Source organism: Pseudoduganella sp. jia 12, assembly GCF_055502675.1.
Genome location: NZ_JBUXKP010000001.1, coordinates 339853 through 357154, shown reverse-complemented (window position 1 = coordinate 357154; position 17302 = coordinate 339853). Strand labels below are relative to the sequence as shown.

The 17302-nt window shown below is 67.8% G+C and carries 14 protein-coding genes; 10 read left to right on the top strand and 4 right to left on the bottom strand.

The annotated features are described in order from the left end of the window. The first annotated feature begins 306 nt into the window (after positions 1 to 306). Positions 307 to 957: a glutathione S-transferase family protein gene (locus ACY65G_RS01360; protein WP_464995587.1), complete on the top strand. Its 651-nt coding sequence runs from the start codon at positions 307 to 309 to the stop codon at positions 955 to 957. A 9-nt stretch (positions 958 to 966) separates the two neighbouring features. On the opposite strand, the gene ACY65G_RS01355 is transcribed toward ACY65G_RS01360, so the two are convergent. Together ACY65G_RS01355 and ACY65G_RS01350 are read right to left on the bottom strand one after the other, a co-directional pair. Next, a complete protein-coding gene (locus ACY65G_RS01355; protein ID WP_464995586.1) occupies positions 967 to 1773 on the bottom strand; it encodes a MipA/OmpV family protein in 807 nt (268 codons plus the stop codon). 165 nt (positions 1774 to 1938) lie between these two features. Beyond that, the gene (locus tag ACY65G_RS01350) at positions 1939 to 5085 is read right to left on the bottom strand and encodes a S8 family peptidase (RefSeq protein ID WP_464995585.1); all 3147 of its coding nucleotides are present in this window, start codon (positions 5083 to 5085) and stop codon (positions 1939 to 1941) included. Between the two features lie 325 nt (positions 5086 to 5410). Here ACY65G_RS01350 and ACY65G_RS01345 point away from each other — a divergent pair, with 325 nt between their 5' ends. The 3 genes from ACY65G_RS01345 to ACY65G_RS01335 all read left to right on the top strand — a co-directional run bounded on the left by ACY65G_RS01345 (position 5411) and on the right by ACY65G_RS01335 (position 8329). Further along, positions 5411 to 6304, top strand: coding sequence for a PEPxxWA-CTERM sorting domain-containing protein (locus ACY65G_RS01345; protein ID WP_464995584.1), 894 nt, complete (start codon positions 5411 to 5413; stop codon positions 6302 to 6304). A gap of 57 nt (positions 6305 to 6361) precedes the next feature. After that, a complete protein-coding gene (locus ACY65G_RS01340; RefSeq protein WP_464995583.1) occupies positions 6362 to 7255 on the top strand; it encodes a PEP-CTERM sorting domain-containing protein in 894 nt (297 codons plus the stop codon). A 69-nt stretch (positions 7256 to 7324) separates the two neighbouring features. After that, a complete protein-coding gene (locus ACY65G_RS01335; protein WP_464995582.1) occupies positions 7325 to 8329 on the top strand; it encodes a formylglycine-generating enzyme family protein in 1005 nt (334 codons plus the stop codon). Here the strand turns inward: ACY65G_RS01335 and ACY65G_RS01330 are convergent. Beyond that, on the bottom strand, positions 8326 to 9732 hold the full coding sequence (locus ACY65G_RS01330) for an arylsulfatase (protein ID WP_464995581.1): 1407 nt from the start codon (positions 9730 to 9732) through the stop codon (positions 8326 to 8328). The genes ACY65G_RS01335 and ACY65G_RS01330 overlap by 4 nt on opposite strands. A gap of 308 nt (positions 9733 to 10040) precedes the next feature. On the opposite strand from ACY65G_RS01330, the gene ACY65G_RS01325 reads away from it, so the two are divergent. The 6 genes from ACY65G_RS01325 to ACY65G_RS01300 all read left to right on the top strand — a co-directional run bounded on the left by ACY65G_RS01325 (position 10041) and on the right by ACY65G_RS01300 (position 15892). Further along, positions 10041 to 11657: a mechanosensitive ion channel family protein gene (locus ACY65G_RS01325; protein ID WP_464995580.1), complete on the top strand. Its 1617-nt coding sequence runs from the start codon at positions 10041 to 10043 to the stop codon at positions 11655 to 11657. A gap of 256 nt (positions 11658 to 11913) precedes the next feature. Beyond that, on the top strand, positions 11914 to 12165 hold the full coding sequence (locus tag ACY65G_RS01320) for a hypothetical protein (protein WP_464995579.1): 252 nt from the start codon (positions 11914 to 11916) through the stop codon (positions 12163 to 12165). A gap of 97 nt (positions 12166 to 12262) precedes the next feature. Further along, positions 12263 to 12808 (top strand): glutathione peroxidase, encoded by a 546-nt coding sequence (locus ACY65G_RS01315; protein WP_464995578.1) that lies wholly within the window; start codon positions 12263 to 12265, stop codon positions 12806 to 12808. Between the two features lie 65 nt (positions 12809 to 12873). Further along, complete coding sequence (locus ACY65G_RS01310) at positions 12874 to 13809, top strand: nucleoside recognition domain-containing protein (protein ID WP_464995577.1); 936 nt, start codon at positions 12874 to 12876, stop codon at positions 13807 to 13809. Positions 13810 to 13970: 161 nt separating this feature from the next. Further along, complete coding sequence (gene adh, locus ACY65G_RS01305) at positions 13971 to 15491, top strand: aldehyde dehydrogenase (RefSeq protein ID WP_464995576.1); 1521 nt, start codon at positions 13971 to 13973, stop codon at positions 15489 to 15491. Positions 15492 to 15508: 17 nt separating this feature from the next. Then, positions 15509 to 15892, top strand: coding sequence for a DUF779 domain-containing protein (locus tag ACY65G_RS01300; RefSeq protein WP_464995575.1), 384 nt, complete (start codon positions 15509 to 15511; stop codon positions 15890 to 15892). Positions 15893 to 15942: 50 nt separating this feature from the next. Here ACY65G_RS01300 and ACY65G_RS01295 read toward each other — a convergent pair whose 3' ends face one another. Next, a complete protein-coding gene (locus ACY65G_RS01295) occupies positions 15943 to 17229 on the bottom strand; it encodes a vanadium-dependent haloperoxidase (protein WP_464995574.1) in 1287 nt (428 codons plus the stop codon). Positions 17230 to 17302 lie beyond the last annotated feature (73 nt).

Genomic DNA, 17302 nt, shown 5'->3' with positions numbered 1-17302 from the left:
GGCGTCGTCAAGGGTAGTCTGCCGGACGTGGCCTTTTCCCTTGAGTCTTTTCAGCCCCTCGGCACCGGGTTCGAGCTGATCGAACCACTCCCGTATCTCCGGTAGTGGCGTCCCTGGCAAAGATGGTCCGGGGTGCCGGAGAGCGTCGCGCGCACCATACACCGCGACGGGAGGGCCTTCCGCCTGCTCGTTTATACTCGCCTCAAATCGATACGAAAGTGAAAGGCTTTCCTGCCAGCAGGCCCTGGCGGGACATCCACCGGGGCGGGGACTGCCCATGCACTTTTGCCAACGAGGAGAAGCACGATGACGATCACCATCACCGCCTTCGAACGTTCGCCGGACGGCGGCCAGGGGCTCGCCCGCGATACGCGCGTGCGCTGGGCGCTGGAGGAAACCGGGCAGCCCTACAAGGTTCGCCTGGTGACCTTCCAGACGATGAAGCAGCCCGCGCACCTGGCGCTGCATCCATTCGGCCAGATCCCCACCTATGAGGAAGGCAATCTCGCGCTGTTCGAAACGGGCGCGATCGTGCTCCACATCGCCGAGCGCCACGCCGGCCTGCTGCCGCACCATGCCAATGCCCGGGCACGCGCGATCGCCTGGATGTTCGCCGCGCTCAATACGGTGGAGTTGCCGATCGTCGAACTGTCTGCGTTCATGCTGCTGGAGCGGGAAAAGCCGTGGTATGCCGAACGCCTGCCGCTGGTCGAGGACCGGGTCCGCGACCGCCTGGTCCAGCTCTCCACCCGGCTGGGGGACGCGGAATGGCTCGACGGGCCATTTTCCGCAGGCGACCTGATGATGGTGTCGGTGCTGCTCAGGCTGAGATCGTCCGGCATCCTCGACGAGTTTCCGAACCTCGCCGCCTACGTGGCCCGCGGCGAGGCGCGGCCGGCCTACAAGCGCGCGTTCGCCGCGCAACTGGCGGTCAACGCGGGCGGTACCCCATCCTGAACCCGCGCTTCACTCCCAGGCCCGTGCCGCGGACCTGTGGATCGTCCACGTAAAGCCCGCGCCCACCGACACGCCGCTGGTCTTGCGGAACAGCGGACTGTCCCGGTTGGCCGCATGGCTGTGGTTGTCGTAGCGGGTGAAGCCGAACACCCGCCAGTCCGGCGTCAGCCGGCGCGACAGGCTCAGGCCCAGCCGCGTCATCATCAGGCCGCCCGACGACCGGTATGCCGGCCGGTCCGCCGTCACGTAGCGCGGCGCCACGTCATAGAAATACGCATGCAGGCGCGCGTTGCCGAACACCGCGCCCACGGTGGCATCGGCCTGCCACTTGCCGGTGCCGTCGCCGGTCTCGAACACCACGCGCGGTTCGAACACCAGCCCCTGGCGCTCGAAGCCGTTGCGCAATTCCAGCGGCACGCGCAGCGGCAATTCGAGCCTCACGCGGCTGTTGGGGCCCGGTTCGGCCAGCAGCACCTTCACGCGCGGCCCGAATTCCAGCAGCGAGTTCAGGTCCGGCATGCCTTCGCGGGCGGCCACGTCATCCGAGCGGGCCGGCAGCGACAGGGCAAAGCCGAGATCGAGCTCCACCCGTTCGCTGTTGATCAGGCGCGCGCTCACGCCGGACCGGTCGGCGCGGATGATCTTGCCGCGGTAGATGACCAGCGGCAGTACGAGCCCGCGCGCCGTGCGGTCGTCCGAACCGGGGTAGGCGGGCGTGGAAGCGGCGCCGCCGAAGACGCCGACTTCCCACAGAGGCAGGTCCGGCGCCGGCACGGGCTGTTGCTGGGCGCTGGCCGGCGCCAGGGTCGCCAGCATGGGCAGGAAGAGACAGGTCCACAAGGAAAGGCGGAGAATGGGCAAGGGCAAGGGCGTGGGCAAGGGCGTGGGCATGGTCGAAACGCGATGATGACGATGCCGGCACATTACCATGCGCCGGCGTCCGTCGCGGCATGCGGCCGCGCCTTCCTCCCAGGCCGATCGTCACTTCGCGCTGACAAGGCGCTTGCGCGGGGCCGATGGCGATGCGGGCACCACGTCGCGCAAGTCGATATCGAGCTCGGTCACCGAGCCGCTGCCGCTTTCCCCGTTCAGCAACTGCACGGCGCCCAGGTAGCGCTTGCCCGTGGCCAGCCCGCTCCAGCCAATGCTCACCATGGACGTCCCGCCTTGTTGCACCGTTGCCGGCAGCGCCAGCTTCACGTTGCCGGCCGTATCGTTCGGGATCGCGGTGGCGTACGACAGCGTGAAATTCGTGCTGACGCCGTTCTTGAGCCGGTAGCCCAGCACGCACACCCTGGCCACGCCCATGCCCGGCAATGTCAGCGTCACGCTCTCGTTCGAGTCGGCATGGGCGCTCATGCCCACCACCCGGTTCGACTGGTCCATCACCACCAGGTCCAGGTCGTCGTCCTCGCCCCCCGCCGTGTCCCGGTTGGCAATCTCGAAACGCGCCATCACCGTCTTGTTGGGGATGCCCAGCGCGACCGTCCTGACACCGGTGCCGCGCGCCGCGCAGGCGCTGACGACATCCTCCAGCGTTTCGAGCGTCCCGGGGGCCGCCTGCGCCACCGTCTGCGCCAGGCGCTTGTACTCGCGCATGCCGCCCCGCACGGCGCTCAGCGTGCCATCGAAGCCGGTCTGCACCGCCATCTTGCGCGCGCCGGCCGGCGTGGTGGCGGCAAGCCGCGCCGGTGCCTCCACGCCATTGTTGAAGCGGCCCTGCAGCGGGCTGCGCACCTTGTGGGTCCCATCGTCCCAGACCAGTTCGCCCATCTTCCATGTCCCGTGCGGCGCATCGGTGCGTGTCAGTTCCACGGCGTAGCTTGCGCTTTCCCCCGGCGCCAGTTGCAGGGTGGCGGGCGACACGGTCACGTCGAAGCCGTCCAGCGCGGCGCTGGCCCGGTAGATCGCGGCCTGCTCGCCCACGTTCTTCACGGTGCGGCTGACGCGCTGCGTGCCCACGACGCCCGGCAGCGAAATCGAGGGCAGGTTCAGCGCGTGGCCTTTCAGCGTGCCCAGGCCGCAATAGGCCGCATCGCCGCTGATGCCGCACAGGTACTTCTGGAAATCGGCCGGTGCGATGTCATAGACCATGCCCGGGTCGGCGGCGCCGGCCGGCACCACGAGGCCGGCACCCTGGCCCCACGGCAGCGTGCCATCCTGGTCGCCCTCCAGCGCGGTGGGCAGCACGGTCCGGGCGGCCGTCATCAGCGCGGACTTGACGGCGGCGGGTGACCAGCCGGGGTGGCGTTGCCTGAGCAGCGCCGCGAGGCCGGCCACGTGCGGCGCGGCCATCGACGTGCCCGACATGAAGGCCGAATGGCTGTAGGCGGGACCGCCGGCGATCACGGCGTCGCGACCCGCCGCGTCCAGGCTGGGCGAGGTGCCGGCGAGGGTGTCGACGCCGGGTGCCGCCATGTCAGGCTTCATCACGCCCGCATCGAACATGTTGGGGCCGCGCGACGAGAATTCGGCCAGCGTGGGGCCGGCGACCGGCACCATCTCGCTGGCAGAGATGGCGGCGGTGGCGCCGCCACTGGCGGCATAGGCGGCGATCGCCGCGCCATCGGCCTGGCTCACGTGCACGGTCGGCACGCTGTAGGTGTCGATCGCCAGGCCATTCCCGTCGTCGAGCAGGATCATGCCGATGCCGCCGGCTGACTTCACGGCATCGGCCTTGGCGGTTCGCGCATTGTTGCCGCGCTGGCAGACGACGATCTTGCCGGCCACCTTCGCGGGGTCGAGCTGCACCGCGCCCGCGTCCTCGCGGCTGAAGCATTGCGACGCCAGGAAGGGATCGGCGCCGGCCGCCACGGCATCCTCGGCACGCACGAGCGCCGCCGCCGGCAGTGGCATGGCATTGGTGGCGGCGCCGGTGAACGCCTGCCCGTCGCCGAGTGTGATCGTGGCAGCGTGGGTGCGGTCGTGCGCAGCCGCGGCCACGGTCGCCACCCACGGGCTGATGTGGGCGACGGCGTTGACCGGTCCGTCATTGCCGGCCGATGCGGCCACGAACACACCGGCCGCTGCGGCGTGGCGGAATGCCTGTTCTACCGGGTCCAGCGGGCTGCCGCCGCCGCTGATCGAGTAATTCAGCACATCCACCCCATCGGCCACGGCCGCCTCGATCGCGGCGATGCTGTCGCTGTCGTAGCAGGTATTGCCCACGCCGCCGGTGGGCGGCGCGAAGCTCCAGCACACCTTGTACATGGCCAGTCGGGCGCGTGGCGCGATGCCGCTGCGGGCACCCAGCAGGTCGCCATGCGCTGCCACGGCCGGCACGCCGCCGTTGCCGGCCGCCGTCGACGAGGTATGGGTGCCGTGGCCGCCCATGCCGGCCGGGCCGGCCAGTGAATCGCGCGGCGACTGGAACTCTGTCCAGTGCATCTCGCTGCCGCTGGCGTAAAAGCCCGCGTTGAAGTAGCGCGCGCCGATCAGCTTGTTGTTGCAGTGCGTGGCCGCGAAGCCTTCCCCCGCCTGGCACTCGCCCGTCCAGCGGGCCGGCGGCCCCTCGTAGGCCAGTGTGCCGCCGCCATCGAAGGTCGGCTTGCCATCGCCGTCGACGCGGTCCGCGTACGACAGGTTTTCCGGCCAGATGCCGGTATCGAGCACGCCGACGACGATGTCCTCGCCGGCGCGCTCCCGTCCGCCCAACTGTTCCCACAACCCGCCTGGCTGGTCGAGGCCCAGGAAGGAGGGCGTGTAGTTCGTGATCGGATACTGCCGCTGGTCGGGCGTGATGCGCACGGCCTTGCCGCTGGCCTTGAGCGCGCGCACTTCGGCGTCGGTCAGGCGGGCGGCGAAGCCGTTGAACACCACCTGGTATTCGTGCATCACGGCACCGGAGGGCAGTGCCGCCCTGGCCTGCGCCTGCCTGGCGGCCAGGTAGCCGCGATACTGCCGTGCCGATGCGCTGCCAAGGTCCAGGCGCCGTCCGGGGGCGCTTGCCGTGGCCCGCATCCCCGCGATGCCGCCGCGGTAGTCGGCGACGGGCGGGTCGGGCAACTGCACGATGTAACTCCGGCGCACATCGGCTGCATGGGCCGGGCCGTTAGCGGCCAGCAGCGGCAGCGCCGCCATCAGCAGCAGTGTGAGACGGCGGTACCGCAACGCTTGCTTCGTTCCCATTGTTAGCGCTCCCAGAAGGGTGTTGGTTGTTTTCATGAAATCAGCGAGAAAATATAGCCCTGGTTTGGCGGATTTCGACATGAAATTAAATAAATTGATTTCATAGTACGAAAAAAACAACGTTAAAAAATATTTTGTTGTTAGCGCTAGCACCGGTTTGAGCTGTTTTTCGCCGCTGGTTTTTCATAGGGAAAACCGGCATCGAATCGCCGCCGGAAACAGGGCTTTTTTTGACCTTCCGGCAAAAATATTCGCGCCGGAACGGCGTAGACGCACGTGGTACTGCTGTGCATACTCGGTGACTTGCCAATCCATAGGAGGAGCAATGAAACCTGTCGCGATCCACGCCCTGGCGGCCGCCTGTCTCGCCGCCGCCGCGGCTCCCGCGCTTGCCGACGCCCACAGCACCGCCACGTTCGGGAATGTGACCGTCACGGTGATCGATCTCGATGTGAACGACGGCATTGCCGCCGGCATCACCTTCTACCCCGAACCGACCCGGTACTTCGCCGGCGCGCTGGTGCGTGGCGAAGCCAACTTCGGGCCGAACGGCAGCCAGGACCCGGGCACGCAGTACCGCTCCTTCTTCACCCGCGGCGCATGGCAGGATACCGACGTGAGCGGCGGCGTGCAGGTCGACCTGGCCAGCGTGTCGGGCAGCGTCACGGCCTCCGCCACGGGCGTCGGCTTCACCGCCCTGGATCTGTCGGGCAGTGCGCTCAGTACGTCGGCGGGACGCTCGCACATCTGGGCCTATGCCAGCGTGCCGGCCAACCCGTTCGGTCACCTGGACTATGTCCTCACCGCCAACACGCGGGTCGTGTTTTCCGTCGACGCGTCGATGAGCGCACGCACGACCATCGGCCACGTCGCCGGCGCATCGGAAAGCGAAAGCGCCTCGGCCAGGATGGGGCTGTATGCAAGCGGCATGGCAGTCGATGGCACGACGCTGCTCGAGGACATGCAGGAACGGGGCGTCGACGTGTCGTACATGGACGGCGACGCGCCTGGCGGCGCAAGCGACAGCTGGAGCGGCGTGCTGTCGGCCAGTTTCAGCAACCTGGGCGGCAGTTCCACCGAAGGCGAATTCTGGGCATACGCCGAGATCAGCGGCGATTCGGTGATTTCGGCCGTGCCGGAACCGTCGACCTGGGGCATGCTGCTGGGCGGCCTGGGCCTGGTCGGCGCCATGGCCCGCCGCCGCAACCGTACCCTGTAAATCCTTCCAACTGGAGAACCGATGATGCGCACGCTGACGAAAATACGGATGCGGACATTGACCAAAGCACTGATGCACACCCTGGCCGCGGCCTGCCTCGCGGCGGCGGCCGCTCCCGCGCTGGCCACCGCCAGCAGCAGCGCCACCTTCGGCAACCTCGTCGTCACGCTGACGGACCTGGACACCGGTGACGGCATCGCGCCTTCGCTGTCGTTCGGCTTCAACGGCGCCTCGTTCGTGGCCAGCGAAACGCAGGGCTCCGGCGATGTGTTCGACAGCCAGATCTTCTATAACTATGCGCTGCGGCAGGATGGCCTGCTGACGGGGGCCACGCAAACGGCGTGGTCGTCGTCGCTCGCCACCGTGGCGACGGCAGACAGCCTGGCGGGCTTCACGGCGATGTCGGCACAGGGCGTGGCGCACAGCGGGCTCGATGGCTGGGGCACATACCGCAGCCTGGCCACCGGCGCCGTGCCGCAGAACGCGTTCACGCTGTCGGCCAATACGCAGGTCACGTTCAGCGTGCTCGCAGACATGCACGCCACGACCACGATGGGCTACAACCTGGCGGCGGACATGGGCGAATTCGCCAGTTCGCAAGTGCTGCTGAACCTGTTCGGCAATGTCGATGGCGTGGACCAGTTCGACGTGGAGGAGCGCTATCTCGACGCCTACTTCGAGGTGCTGGACGATAATTCGACGACGGGCGTCAGCGACAGCTGGAGCGGCGAACTGTCCGTGAGTTTCACCAACGCGAGCACGAAAGACGCGAGCGGCATCTTCCAGGCCTTCGTGCAGACCGAGGGCTACTCGGCGATCTGGGATGGCGTGACGCCGGTGCCGGAACCTGGCACGGGCATAACGCCGGTGCCGGAACCCGGCACGTACGCAATGCTGCTGGGCGGGCTGGCATTGCTCGGGGCCGTTGCGCGGCGCCGCCGCAACGCGTAGCCGCCAGACCGGGACGGCCGTGCGGGCCCGCAGCATTTATACTCGGGCCTGCCCTGTACGAGCCCACACATGAACGATCATCACGCGCCATTCCAGGAACCAGCACCGTCGCAGCCTTCCGGCCCGGCCGCCGTCAAACCCTGTTGCGCCGCCTCGCGCCCGGGCACGAATGCGCCGCCCGCGCCGCCGATGCCGGCGGCGGGGCGGGCAGGGCAGGCGCGCGCCATGGCGTGGCTGCCCGCGGCCACCTTCCTGATGGGAACCGATTACGCGCTCGCCAACCAGGGCGACGGCGAAGGGCCCGTACGCGAGGTCGCGCTGTCGCCATTCGCGATCGATATCCATCCGGTGACCAATGCCGATTTCGCCGCCTTCGTGGCGGCGACCGGCCACGTGACCGAGTCGGAGCGCTATGGCACTTCGTTCGTCTTTCACGCGCAGGTGCCGGACGAGCGCTACGACGAAGTGGTCGAGGACACGCTGGCCGCGGCACCCTGGTGGTGCCTCGTGCGCGGCGCTGCGTGGCACGCGCCGGAAGGCCCGGGTTCCACGATCGATGGCCGCATGACGCATCCGGTCGTGCACGTGTCCTGGAACGACGCGATGGCCTACTGCGCATGGAGCGGCGCCGCGCTGCCGACCGAGGCGCAATGGGAATACGCCGCGCGCGGCGGCCTCGAACAGAAACTCTACCCGTGGGGCGACGAGCTGGCGCCGGATGGCCGCCACCTGTGCAATGTGTGGCAGGGCGAGTTCCCCCACGTGAACACGGCGGACGACGGCTATGCGGCCACCTGCCCCGTGGACGCCTTTCCGCCGAACGGCCACGGCCTGTTTTCCGTCACCGGCAACACCTGGGAGTGGTGCGCCGACTACTGGGGCACGGCCTTCACGGCCCGGCCGGTGCGCGATCCGCAAGGGCCCACGCACGGCACGGCGCGCGTGATGAAGGGCGGTTCCTTCCTGTGCCATGCGTCGTACTGCAACCGCTACCGGCCCGCCGCCCGTACGATGAACACGCCCGACAGCGCGGCGTCGAACATCGGCTTCCGCTGCGTGCGTCCGCCGCCCTAAGTCTTCGGCGGGTCCGGGTATTCGACGGAAGCCACGTGCTCGCGCGCCATGCCTTCGGCCATCTTCGCCACGATGTCCGGGTGGTCGGCGGCGATATTCCTGCTCTCCTTCGGATCGCGCGCCAGGTCGTACAGTTCGAGCGGCCCGCCGCGCTTCAGGCGCAGCGCCTTCCACTTGCCCCAGCGCGCCACCTGGCGGAATTCGGGATCGTAGAACTCCCAGTACAGGAAGCGGTCGGTACCCGCATGCTGCGCATCGGCCAGGAATGGCCGCAGGCTCACGCCGTCGGACTTCGCCACCGGCGCGCCCGCCAGGTCGAGCGCGGTCGGCAGGAAGTCCGGGAAATAGATCGGCGCATCGCTGACGGCGCCCGCCGCGACCTTGCCCGGCCAGCGCACGATCCACGGCGTGCGGATGCCGCCTTCGTACATGTCGCGCTTGTAGCCCGTGAGGCCGCCGTTCGAATCGAAGAAGTCGGCCATGCGCGTCTGCTGCATCGTCGGTTCCGAGCGCGGCCCGTTGTCCGAGGCGAAGAAGATCACCGTGTCGTTGTCCAGCCCCGCGCCGGCCACCTTGTCGAGCAGCTGGCCGATGCCGAGATCGAGGTAGTGGATCATCGCCGCGTAGGTCTTTTCGTCGTCCGACCAGTCCGCGCGATCGGCGTAGGGTCCGAAGTCGGGCGCCGTGAACGGCGAGTGCGGGCTGTTGTAGGCCGCGTACAGGAAGAACGGCTGCGCCTTGTGCCGTTCGATGAAGTCGATCGCATCGCCGGTGATCATGGCGGTGTCGTAGCGGCCACGCTTGCCGTTGGCGTTTTCGGGAATGTCGACCAGGGCGCCGTTGTGCACGCGCTGCGCCGGCCAGTAGCCCTGCGTGGTTTCCAGCGGCGTCAGCCAGCCCTTGAATTCCTCGAAGCCGAACTGGATCGGCGTGGCCTCGGCATCGAAGCCATCGAGGTGCCACTTGCCCATCAGGCCAGTGCGATAGCCGGCATCGCGCAGGTACTGCGCCACGGTCCTGTCGTCCGGCAGCAGGTTCGGGCGCCGCCACAGCTGCTTGCCCTTGCCCTTCGTGCCCAGCTTGCCGCCGGCGATGGCCGTGTTGTCGCGGATGCGCGCGTGGCCCGTGTGCATGCCCGTCATCAGCGCGCAGCGCGATGGCCCGCACACCGGCGCACCGGCGTAGGCCTGGGTAAAGCGCATGCCGCCCCTCGCCAGCCGGTCGATGTTCGGCGTGGCGATCCTGCGCTGGCCGTAGACGGCCGTGTCGCCATAGCCCATGTCGTCGGCCAGGATGAAGATGATGTTGGGGCGCCGTGCACCCGGTGCTGCCGCGGCGACGGCGGAGGCGGAAGCAGCGGCGATGGCTGCCAGCGCGCTGGCGATGAATTCTCTGCGGATCATGGGGCTTCCTGGTGGGGCTTGCCGGTGGCGATTCCATTAACATGCTGCACGAGCTTAGCACCCGGGCAGGGCGGGCCCTGCTCAAGTTGTTGAGTGTTGAGCAAGATTGCGGGGCTGCATGCGCGGGCAAGCGTGCGGACATTGGCCTGGCAAGATGTTAAACTTTGCAATCCAGACAAGTAATTCGCCGACAGGCATTCTTCCGCAGCGGTTCCGCGCCATCATTCCCGCAGTGACCAACACGCCGGCCAGCGCCACCGCGCCCGCGACCCTGCGCCATCGGCTTGACCCAAGGAGGTGTTTTACGCATGCGCTTTTTCCCCGCTTTCCTGCTATCCATCGTGCTCGCACTGGCGAGCCCCGCCAGCTTTGCTCTTTTTGCCGCTCCAAAAACCGCCGCGCCGGCCGCGCCGGCCGTCCAGCCCGACCCGCTGGGCCGGGAAACGCCGCGCGCGATGGTGTCCGGCCTGCTCGAAGCGCTGGCCGAACCCGACTACGACCGTGCCGCCATGTATTTCGACCAGCCCGCCGCGAACAGCGCGCGGCAGCGCATGAAGGCCGTCAACCAGGCACGCGGCTTCCACGCGCTGCTCGACGAGGGCGGCACGCTGGACCCGTTCGCGGCCCTGTCGAACGAGCCGGGCGGCCGGCTCGACGACGACCTGCCGCTCGACCAGGAGCACATCGGCGACGTGACCATCAAGGGCAAGCCGGTGCCGGTGCTCGCATCGCTGGCCAAGGATGGCGACCGGCAGGTCTGGCGCATCTCGAAGGAAACGCAGGCGCTCATCGCCGCCGCGAGCCAGATCGCTGCCGCGGCGCAGGAACCGGCGCAGGATGAACTCGTCGTTGGCGGCGCGCCGCTGAAGGACTGGGCGATCCTGGTCGGCCTGGCCATCCTCGTCTTCGGCGGCCTGTGGATACTGTCCGTGCTCATGATCGCCGCGGTGCGCCGCATGGTGACCGACCCCGCGGCCAATGGCGCCTACCGCTTCATCGAGGCGGCGCTGCCGCCGTTCAGCCTCGTCGTCGCCGTGGCCGTGTTCTACAACTGGGCGGACCAGCTGCCCGTGGCCATCGTGGCGCGCCAGGCCCTGCTGCGCTACACGGGCATCGTGACCGTCATCGCGGTCGTGTGGTTCGGGCTGCGCCTCGTCGATGCGATCGCCGAACTCGTGATCACCCGCATGCGCCGCCAGGGGCGGCGGCAGATCGTGTCCGTCATCACGCTGCTGCGGCGTACCGTCAAGGTGCTGCTGCTGCTGTTCTCCGGCATCGGCATCCTCGACACGTTCGGCATCGACGTCACCACCGGTATCGCGGCGCTGGGCATCGGCGGTATCGCGCTGGCGCTGGGCGCGCAGAAGACGGTGGAAAACCTCGTCGGCAGCGTGACCGTGATCGCCGACCGCCCGCTGCAGGTGGGCGACTTCATCAAGGTTGGCGACGTGGTCGGCACGGTGGAGGACGTGGGCATCCGTTCGACCCGCATCCGCACCGGCGAACGCACGGTGGTCACCATTCCGAACGGCGACCTGTCGGCACGGCAGATCGAGAACTTCGCGGAGCGCGACCGCTTCCTGTTCAATCCCGTGATCGCCGTCGATCACGCAACGCCATCGGCCAAGCTCAAGGAAGCCATCGGCATCGTGCAGCAGGTGCTGGCCGAAGAAGAGCATATCGCCGAAGGCGCCCGCGCCCGGCTGGGCAGCATCGGCGAGCGGTCCTTCAACATCGACGTCTTCGCCTATATCGACGTGCGCGAGTTCGACGTGCAGGTCGTCGTCCGCGAAACGCTGCTGCTCACCATCTACGAACGGCTCGAAGCGGCAGGCATCGACCTGGCTTTCCCCAACCAGACCATCCTGCTGTCGCACCCGCACGAAGCAGCCGCCATTCCCGAACCTGAGGCGATGGGGCGGTAATTCAGACCGGGGTCAGACCCCGATCTACAGCAATATTTCCTGGAACCGGGGTCAGACCCCGATCTACTGCAATATTTCCTGGAATCGGGGTCAGACCCCGATCTACTGCAATATTTCCTGGAATTGGGGTCTGACCCCGGTTCGGATCATGCCTGGAATCGGGGTCAGACCCCGGTTCGCGCCATGCAAGAGTGGCCAGCTAAGTTGATTTGGCGTAAGATGGCCGGTTCCGTCCAGCCGCCATCGATCCCGCACCATGAACAGCGAAGCCACCTCTTTCAGGGAAGCCATTGCCCTCGTCCTGCGCGCTTGCCGCGCCGCGCTCCCCTTTTTCCTCAGCATCGAGACGTGGCTGATGGTGGCGGTGGCCGCAGCCACCGTGGGCGGCTTCTGGCTGGCGTTCATGGGCGATCTGCGCAGCCTGGCGGCATTCGCCGGCGCGGTCGGGTACCTCGCGCTGCGCTGCGCGCTGCATGCGAAGCGCATCCTCTCCTGGCCGTTCCTGTAGTAAGCAGGGCGCCGGGCGGACGCGCCGAAAGCACGCGCCGAAAGCACGCGCCGGCGCGCGCCGGTACAATGACCTTTCCATTGACGAAAGGACCACCATGACCGCATTGCAAGACATCGCCCTGAAACGCATTGACGGCACCGATGACACGCTGGCCGCGCACCGCGGCAAGGTGCTCCTCGTCGTCAACGTCGCCTCGAAATGCGGCCTCACGCCGCAATATGCCGGCCTCGAGGCGCTGTACCAGGACAAGCGGGCCCATGGCCTCGAAGTGCTGGGCTTCCCCGCCAACGACTTCAAGGGCCAGGAACCGGGCAGCGACGAGGAGATCAGTTCGTTCTGCTCCCTGAACTACGATGTCAAGTTCCCCCTGTATTCCAAGATCTCCGTGCTCGGCGACACGCAGCACCCGCTGTATGCCGCGCTGGTCGCGGCGCAGCCGGCAGCCACCGGCGACGGCCCGTTCCGCGAGAAGCTCACGCAATACGGGGTGCATCCGGCCCGCAAGGAAGACGTGCTGTGGAATTTCGAGAAATTCCTCATCGCCCGCAACGGCGACGTCGTCGGCCGTTTCGCGCCGGACGTCACGGCGGACGATCCGCGCCTGGTGGCCGCGATCGACGCCGAACTCGCGAAAGCCTGACCGCAGCGGCGCCGCGCCCATGAGCCTCGCCCGCAGGCCCACGCCCATGCAGCGCTGATCGCTCCATGGAACTGATCGACATCGTCCTGAAGGCGGGCCGTTCGGCCGTCGAACTGTCGCTGTTCATCCTGCTGCCCATCATGGTCGTCATGCTGTGCCTGATGCGGCTGCTGGAGGCGTGGGGCGTGATGGACCGGGTGGTGGCCCGGCTGGCGCCCGTGCTGAAACCCGTGGGCCTCACGGGCCTGAGCGTGTTTGCCGCGCTGCAGATCAGCTTCGTGAGCTTCGCCGCGCCGATCGCCACGCTGGCGATGATGGAACAGCGCGGCGCGTCCGACCGGCACCTGGCCGCAACGCTTGCCATGGTGTTCGCCATGGGCCAGGCCAACGTGATGTTCCCCATGGCCGCGCTGGACTTGCGGCTCGGCTTCGCGCTCGTGGTGTCGCTGGCCGGCGGGCTGCTCGCCGCCGCGGCAACATATTACGGCTTCGGCCGCGGCCTGTCCGCGCTGGAGAAGCCGATGGACGAAACCCTGCAGCATCCGGTGGCCGACAACGGCAAGGGCGTGCTCGACGTGATCAACCGCGCCGGGGCGGAAGCGTTCCGGATCGCCGTCGGCGTGATCCCCATGCTCGTGCTGTCGCTGGTGGCGATCACCATTCTGCGCGGCCTCGGGCTGTTCGCCTGGCTCACCGGCCTGCTCGCGCCGCTGCTGCAGGCGGCCGCCATCGACCCCAGCCTCGTGCTGCTCACGCTCACGAAAGCGCTTGCCGGCGGCACGGCGGTGTTCGGCCTGCTGGACGACATGCACCGCGACGGCACCGCCAACGCGCTGCTGATCAACCAGAGCGCGGGCTGGCTGATCCACACGATGGACATTCCCGGCGTCGCCATCCTCATCTCTGCCGGCAAGCGCGTGGCCAGGGTGAGCACGCCCGCGGTCCTCGGCGGCTGCATCGGCATCGCGGCGCGCACCGGTGCCCACGTGCTGCTGGGGTAGCTGCACTGTCAGTCCATGCGATGCCGCTTCGTGGCGCTTTTGTGAAATAATCATTGAATGACATCTCGCCGGCGCCAGACCGGAAACAGGATGGCATGGCGCTTGCAGACCCTGCATCACGCGCAAGCGTTCCCTTACTCCAACAGAGAAACGAGGACGACATGAATCTTGCCGATATCAGCAAACTGGGCGTTGCCAACCCGTTCCGCGAACGCTACGACAACTACATCGGCGGCCGCTTCACGGCGCCGGTGAAAGGCGAATACTTCGCCAACGTCACCCCGATCACGGGCCAGCCATTCTGCGAGGTGGCCCGCTCCACGGCGGAAGACATCGAGCTGGCGCTGGATGCCGCCCATGCCGCCCGTGAAGCCTGGGGCAAGACATCGCCGGCCGAGCGCGCGAACATCCTGAACCGCATCGCCGACCGCATGGAGCAGAACCTGGAGATGCTGGCCACCGCCGAGACCATCGACAACGGCAAGCCGATCCGCGAAACGAAGGCGGCCGACCTGCCGCTCGCCATCGATCATTTCCGCTATTTCGCCAGTTGCATCCGCACGCAGGAAGGCGCGATCTCCACGATCGACCATGAAACCTACGCCTACCACTTCCACGAGCCGCTCGGCGTGGTGGGCCAGATCATCCCGTGGAATTTCCCGATCCTGATGGCCGTGTGGAAGCTGGCCCCCGCGCTGGCGGCCGGCAACTGCGTGGTCATCAAACCGGCCGAGCAGACACCCGCGTCGATCATGGTGCTGGCCGAACTGATCGGCGACCTGCTGCCGGCCGGTGTGCTCAACATCGTCAACGGCTACGGGCTCGAAGCAGGCAAGCCGCTGGCCTCGTCCAAGCGCATTGCCAAGATCGCGTTCACCGGCGAAACGGCCACCGGGCGCCTGATCATGCAATACGCGGCGCAGAACCTGATCCCGGTAACGCTGGAACTGGGCGGCAAGTCGCCGAACATCTTCTTTGCGGACGTGATGGATGCGGACGACGATTTCTTCGACAAGTGCCTGGAAGGCTTCGCCATGTTCGCGCTGAACCAGGGCGAGGTGTGCACCTGTCCTTCGCGCGTGCTCGTGCAGGAATCGATCTACGAGAAATTCATCGAGAAGGCACTGGCCCGGGTGGCGCAGATCAAGGCCGGCAACCCGCTCGACGCGAACACGATGATCGGCGCGCAGGCTTCGCAGGAGCAGCTGGAAAAGATCCTCTCGTATCTCGACATCGGCCGCCAGGAAGGGGCGGAGGTACTGGCCGGCGGCGAACGCGCCACGCACGAAGGCGACCTGTCCGGCGGCTTCTACGTGCGGCCCACCGTGTTCAAGGGCGACAACAAAATGCGCATCTTCCAGGAAGAGATCTTCGGCCCGGTCGTTTCCGTGACCACGTTCAAGGATGAAGCCGATGCGCTGCGCATCGCCAACGACACGCTGTATGGCCTGGGCGCCGGCCTGTGGACGCGCGACGGCAGCCGCGCCTTCCGCGTCGGCCGCGCGATCCAGGCCGGCCGCGTGTGGACCAACTGCTACCACCTGTATCCGGCGCACGCCGCGTTCGGCGGCTACAAGCAGTCGGGCATCGGCCGCGAAAACCACAAGATGATGCTCGACCACTACCAGCAGACGAAGAACCTGCTGGTCAGCTACAGCCCGAAGGCGCTGGGTTTCTTCTGATGGCGCACGGCGACGCGATGACGGAACCCGTCCCACGCGTGACCGCGACCCCCGCCGCGCTGGCCTTCATCGGCGAGCTGCGGCGGCGCCACGGCTCGGTGATGTTCTTCCAGTCCGGCGGCTGCTGCGACGGCAGCGCGCCCATGTGCTACCCGGACGGCGAATTCAACGTCAGCGACACGGACGTCCGCCTGGGCGAGCTCGATGGCGCGCCGTTCTACATGGGCGCCGAGCAGTTCGCCTACTGGGAGCACACGCAATTGATCATCGACGTGGTGGAGGGCAACGGCGGCATGTTCTCGCTCGATAACGGCACGGGGCGGCGGTTTCTCACGCGCTCGCGGCTGTTCACGGACGAGGAGTGCGAACGGCTGCGGGCAGGCGGTTCCGGCCGCCGGTAGCCGGCCCACCGGGCTCCCATGGTCGCTTGCGGGCGCCATGCGCGCCCACGTCATTTCGGCTGCGGCATGAAGGCGTGGCCCATCGTCCATGCCGCGACCTTCCTGCCCACTTCGGCCCCGGCGGCGGTCGCGTAGCGGAAGTGCATGCCGCCGTAGATGCGCGCCATCCTGCTTTCGTCGGCCAGCGCATCGGTGTCCGTGTACGTGCGTGTTGCGTTGGTGACCTTGCTGTCCCAGGTGAAGGTGACCTGTTCGGTGCCGTAGTACTGCCGCAGCAACTCGCCCAGGGTGGCGGCGGAACAGGAATGCGCCGCGGGATATTCGGGATGGTTCGGCGTGGGCAGCACTGGCGTCCACGCGGGGTCGGCGGCGGTGGCCGGGTTGCCGTCCGTTCCCGCCAGTGGAATGGCGCTCTGCGGCCGCCATGTGTCGTAGTGGTACTTCGCTTCCAGGCACGCGCCGATGGCATCGGCATAGTTCGCGTAGATCGCCGCCATCAGCCGGGACGCATCGGCGGCATCCGCCGTGGTGCGGGCGAAGCGTCCGAAGTTGCGGATGAAATAGGCGGGCGGCGGTTCGGAATGGAAGCGCGCCGTTTCCAGTTGCTCCGCCGTGCGCCGCGTACTGTGCATTCCGCCGAGCTCCTTGACCTCGTTGAAGTCGGCCGCATACTCGGCGCTGTCGAGCGCGGGTGGTGGCGGCGGCCGGAACTGGGCGATGGTCGTCAGCGTGAAGGGGCGGATCGCCGGCCAGTGGCGGTTGATGGGGTCCTTGCCGCGGAACCGGCCCGGCGCTTCCCGCGCCTCGTAGCCGGGCAGCGAAGTCGCCCGGCCGTCGGCCGCGCGCCGCTCCAGGTGCGCCGCCGCGGACGCCTTGCCGAGCGCAATGCCGCGCGCCCTGGCGGCATCGTCGGGAAGCGCCGCGATGAAGCGTTCGTGGGCCTGGCGGTACTGGCCGGCACGGCCGGGAAAGAGCGCCAGCAGCACCTCGTAGGCGGCACTGCCCGCGGCCGCGTCGACGGAGGCTCCCGCGTCGGGCCGCTGCGGGGCATACAGGAACGGGCGGTAGCGGCGGTCGATGGCCATGACCGCGTCGTACATGGCCAGGTGCAGCGTCGCCATGTCGGCCGGGAACGCGGCATATTTTTCCGCCTCGGTCGTCGCCCCCGCGGCCTTCGCGGTGACGGTGGCCGCACCGATATCGTGCCAGTGGGCGATCGCATTGGTCTTGTCGGCTGCCAGGATGACACGCTGTGCCCCGGAAGCCTGGGCGTTGGCAGGGAAGGGGGCCATGATCGCGACAAGGGCGGCGCACAGGCACAGGATGGTGGCATGCATGAGTGTTCCTTTCGATGACAAGGCGGGGCGATTCTCGCGTGACTTCGCCACGCGAGATCAAAGGCGATAGTGC

Coding starts and splice junctions, on each gene's coding strand:
- ACY65G_RS01310 (WP_464995577.1), top strand. CDS start 12,874: ATGGAACTGATCGACATCGTCCTGAAGGCGGGCCGTTCGGCCGTCGAA.
- ACY65G_RS01330 (WP_464995581.1), bottom strand. CDS start 9,732: ATGATCCGCAGAGAATTCATCGCCAGCGCGCTGGCAGCCATCGCCGCT.
- ACY65G_RS01295 (WP_464995574.1), bottom strand. CDS start 17,229: ATGCATGCCACCATCCTGTGCCTGTGCGCCGCCCTTGTCGCGATCATG.
- ACY65G_RS01315 (WP_464995578.1), top strand. CDS start 12,263: ATGACCGCATTGCAAGACATCGCCCTGAAACGCATTGACGGCACCGAT.
- ACY65G_RS01350 (WP_464995585.1), bottom strand. CDS start 5,085: ATGGGAACGAAGCAAGCGTTGCGGTACCGCCGTCTCACACTGCTGCTG.
- ACY65G_RS01345 (WP_464995584.1), top strand. CDS start 5,411: ATGAAACCTGTCGCGATCCACGCCCTGGCGGCCGCCTGTCTCGCCGCC.
- ACY65G_RS01355 (WP_464995586.1), bottom strand. CDS start 1,773: ATGCTGGCGACCCTGGCGCCGGCCAGCGCCCAGCAACAGCCCGTGCCG.
- adh (WP_464995576.1), top strand. CDS start 13,971: ATGAATCTTGCCGATATCAGCAAACTGGGCGTTGCCAACCCGTTCCGC.
- ACY65G_RS01325 (WP_464995580.1), top strand. CDS start 10,041: ATGCGCTTTTTCCCCGCTTTCCTGCTATCCATCGTGCTCGCACTGGCG.
- ACY65G_RS01300 (WP_464995575.1), top strand. CDS start 15,509: ATGACGGAACCCGTCCCACGCGTGACCGCGACCCCCGCCGCGCTGGCC.
- ACY65G_RS01335 (WP_464995582.1), top strand. CDS start 7,325: ATGAACGATCATCACGCGCCATTCCAGGAACCAGCACCGTCGCAGCCT.
- ACY65G_RS01320 (WP_464995579.1), top strand. CDS start 11,914: ATGAACAGCGAAGCCACCTCTTTCAGGGAAGCCATTGCCCTCGTCCTG.
- ACY65G_RS01360 (WP_464995587.1), top strand. CDS start 307: ATGACGATCACCATCACCGCCTTCGAACGTTCGCCGGACGGCGGCCAG.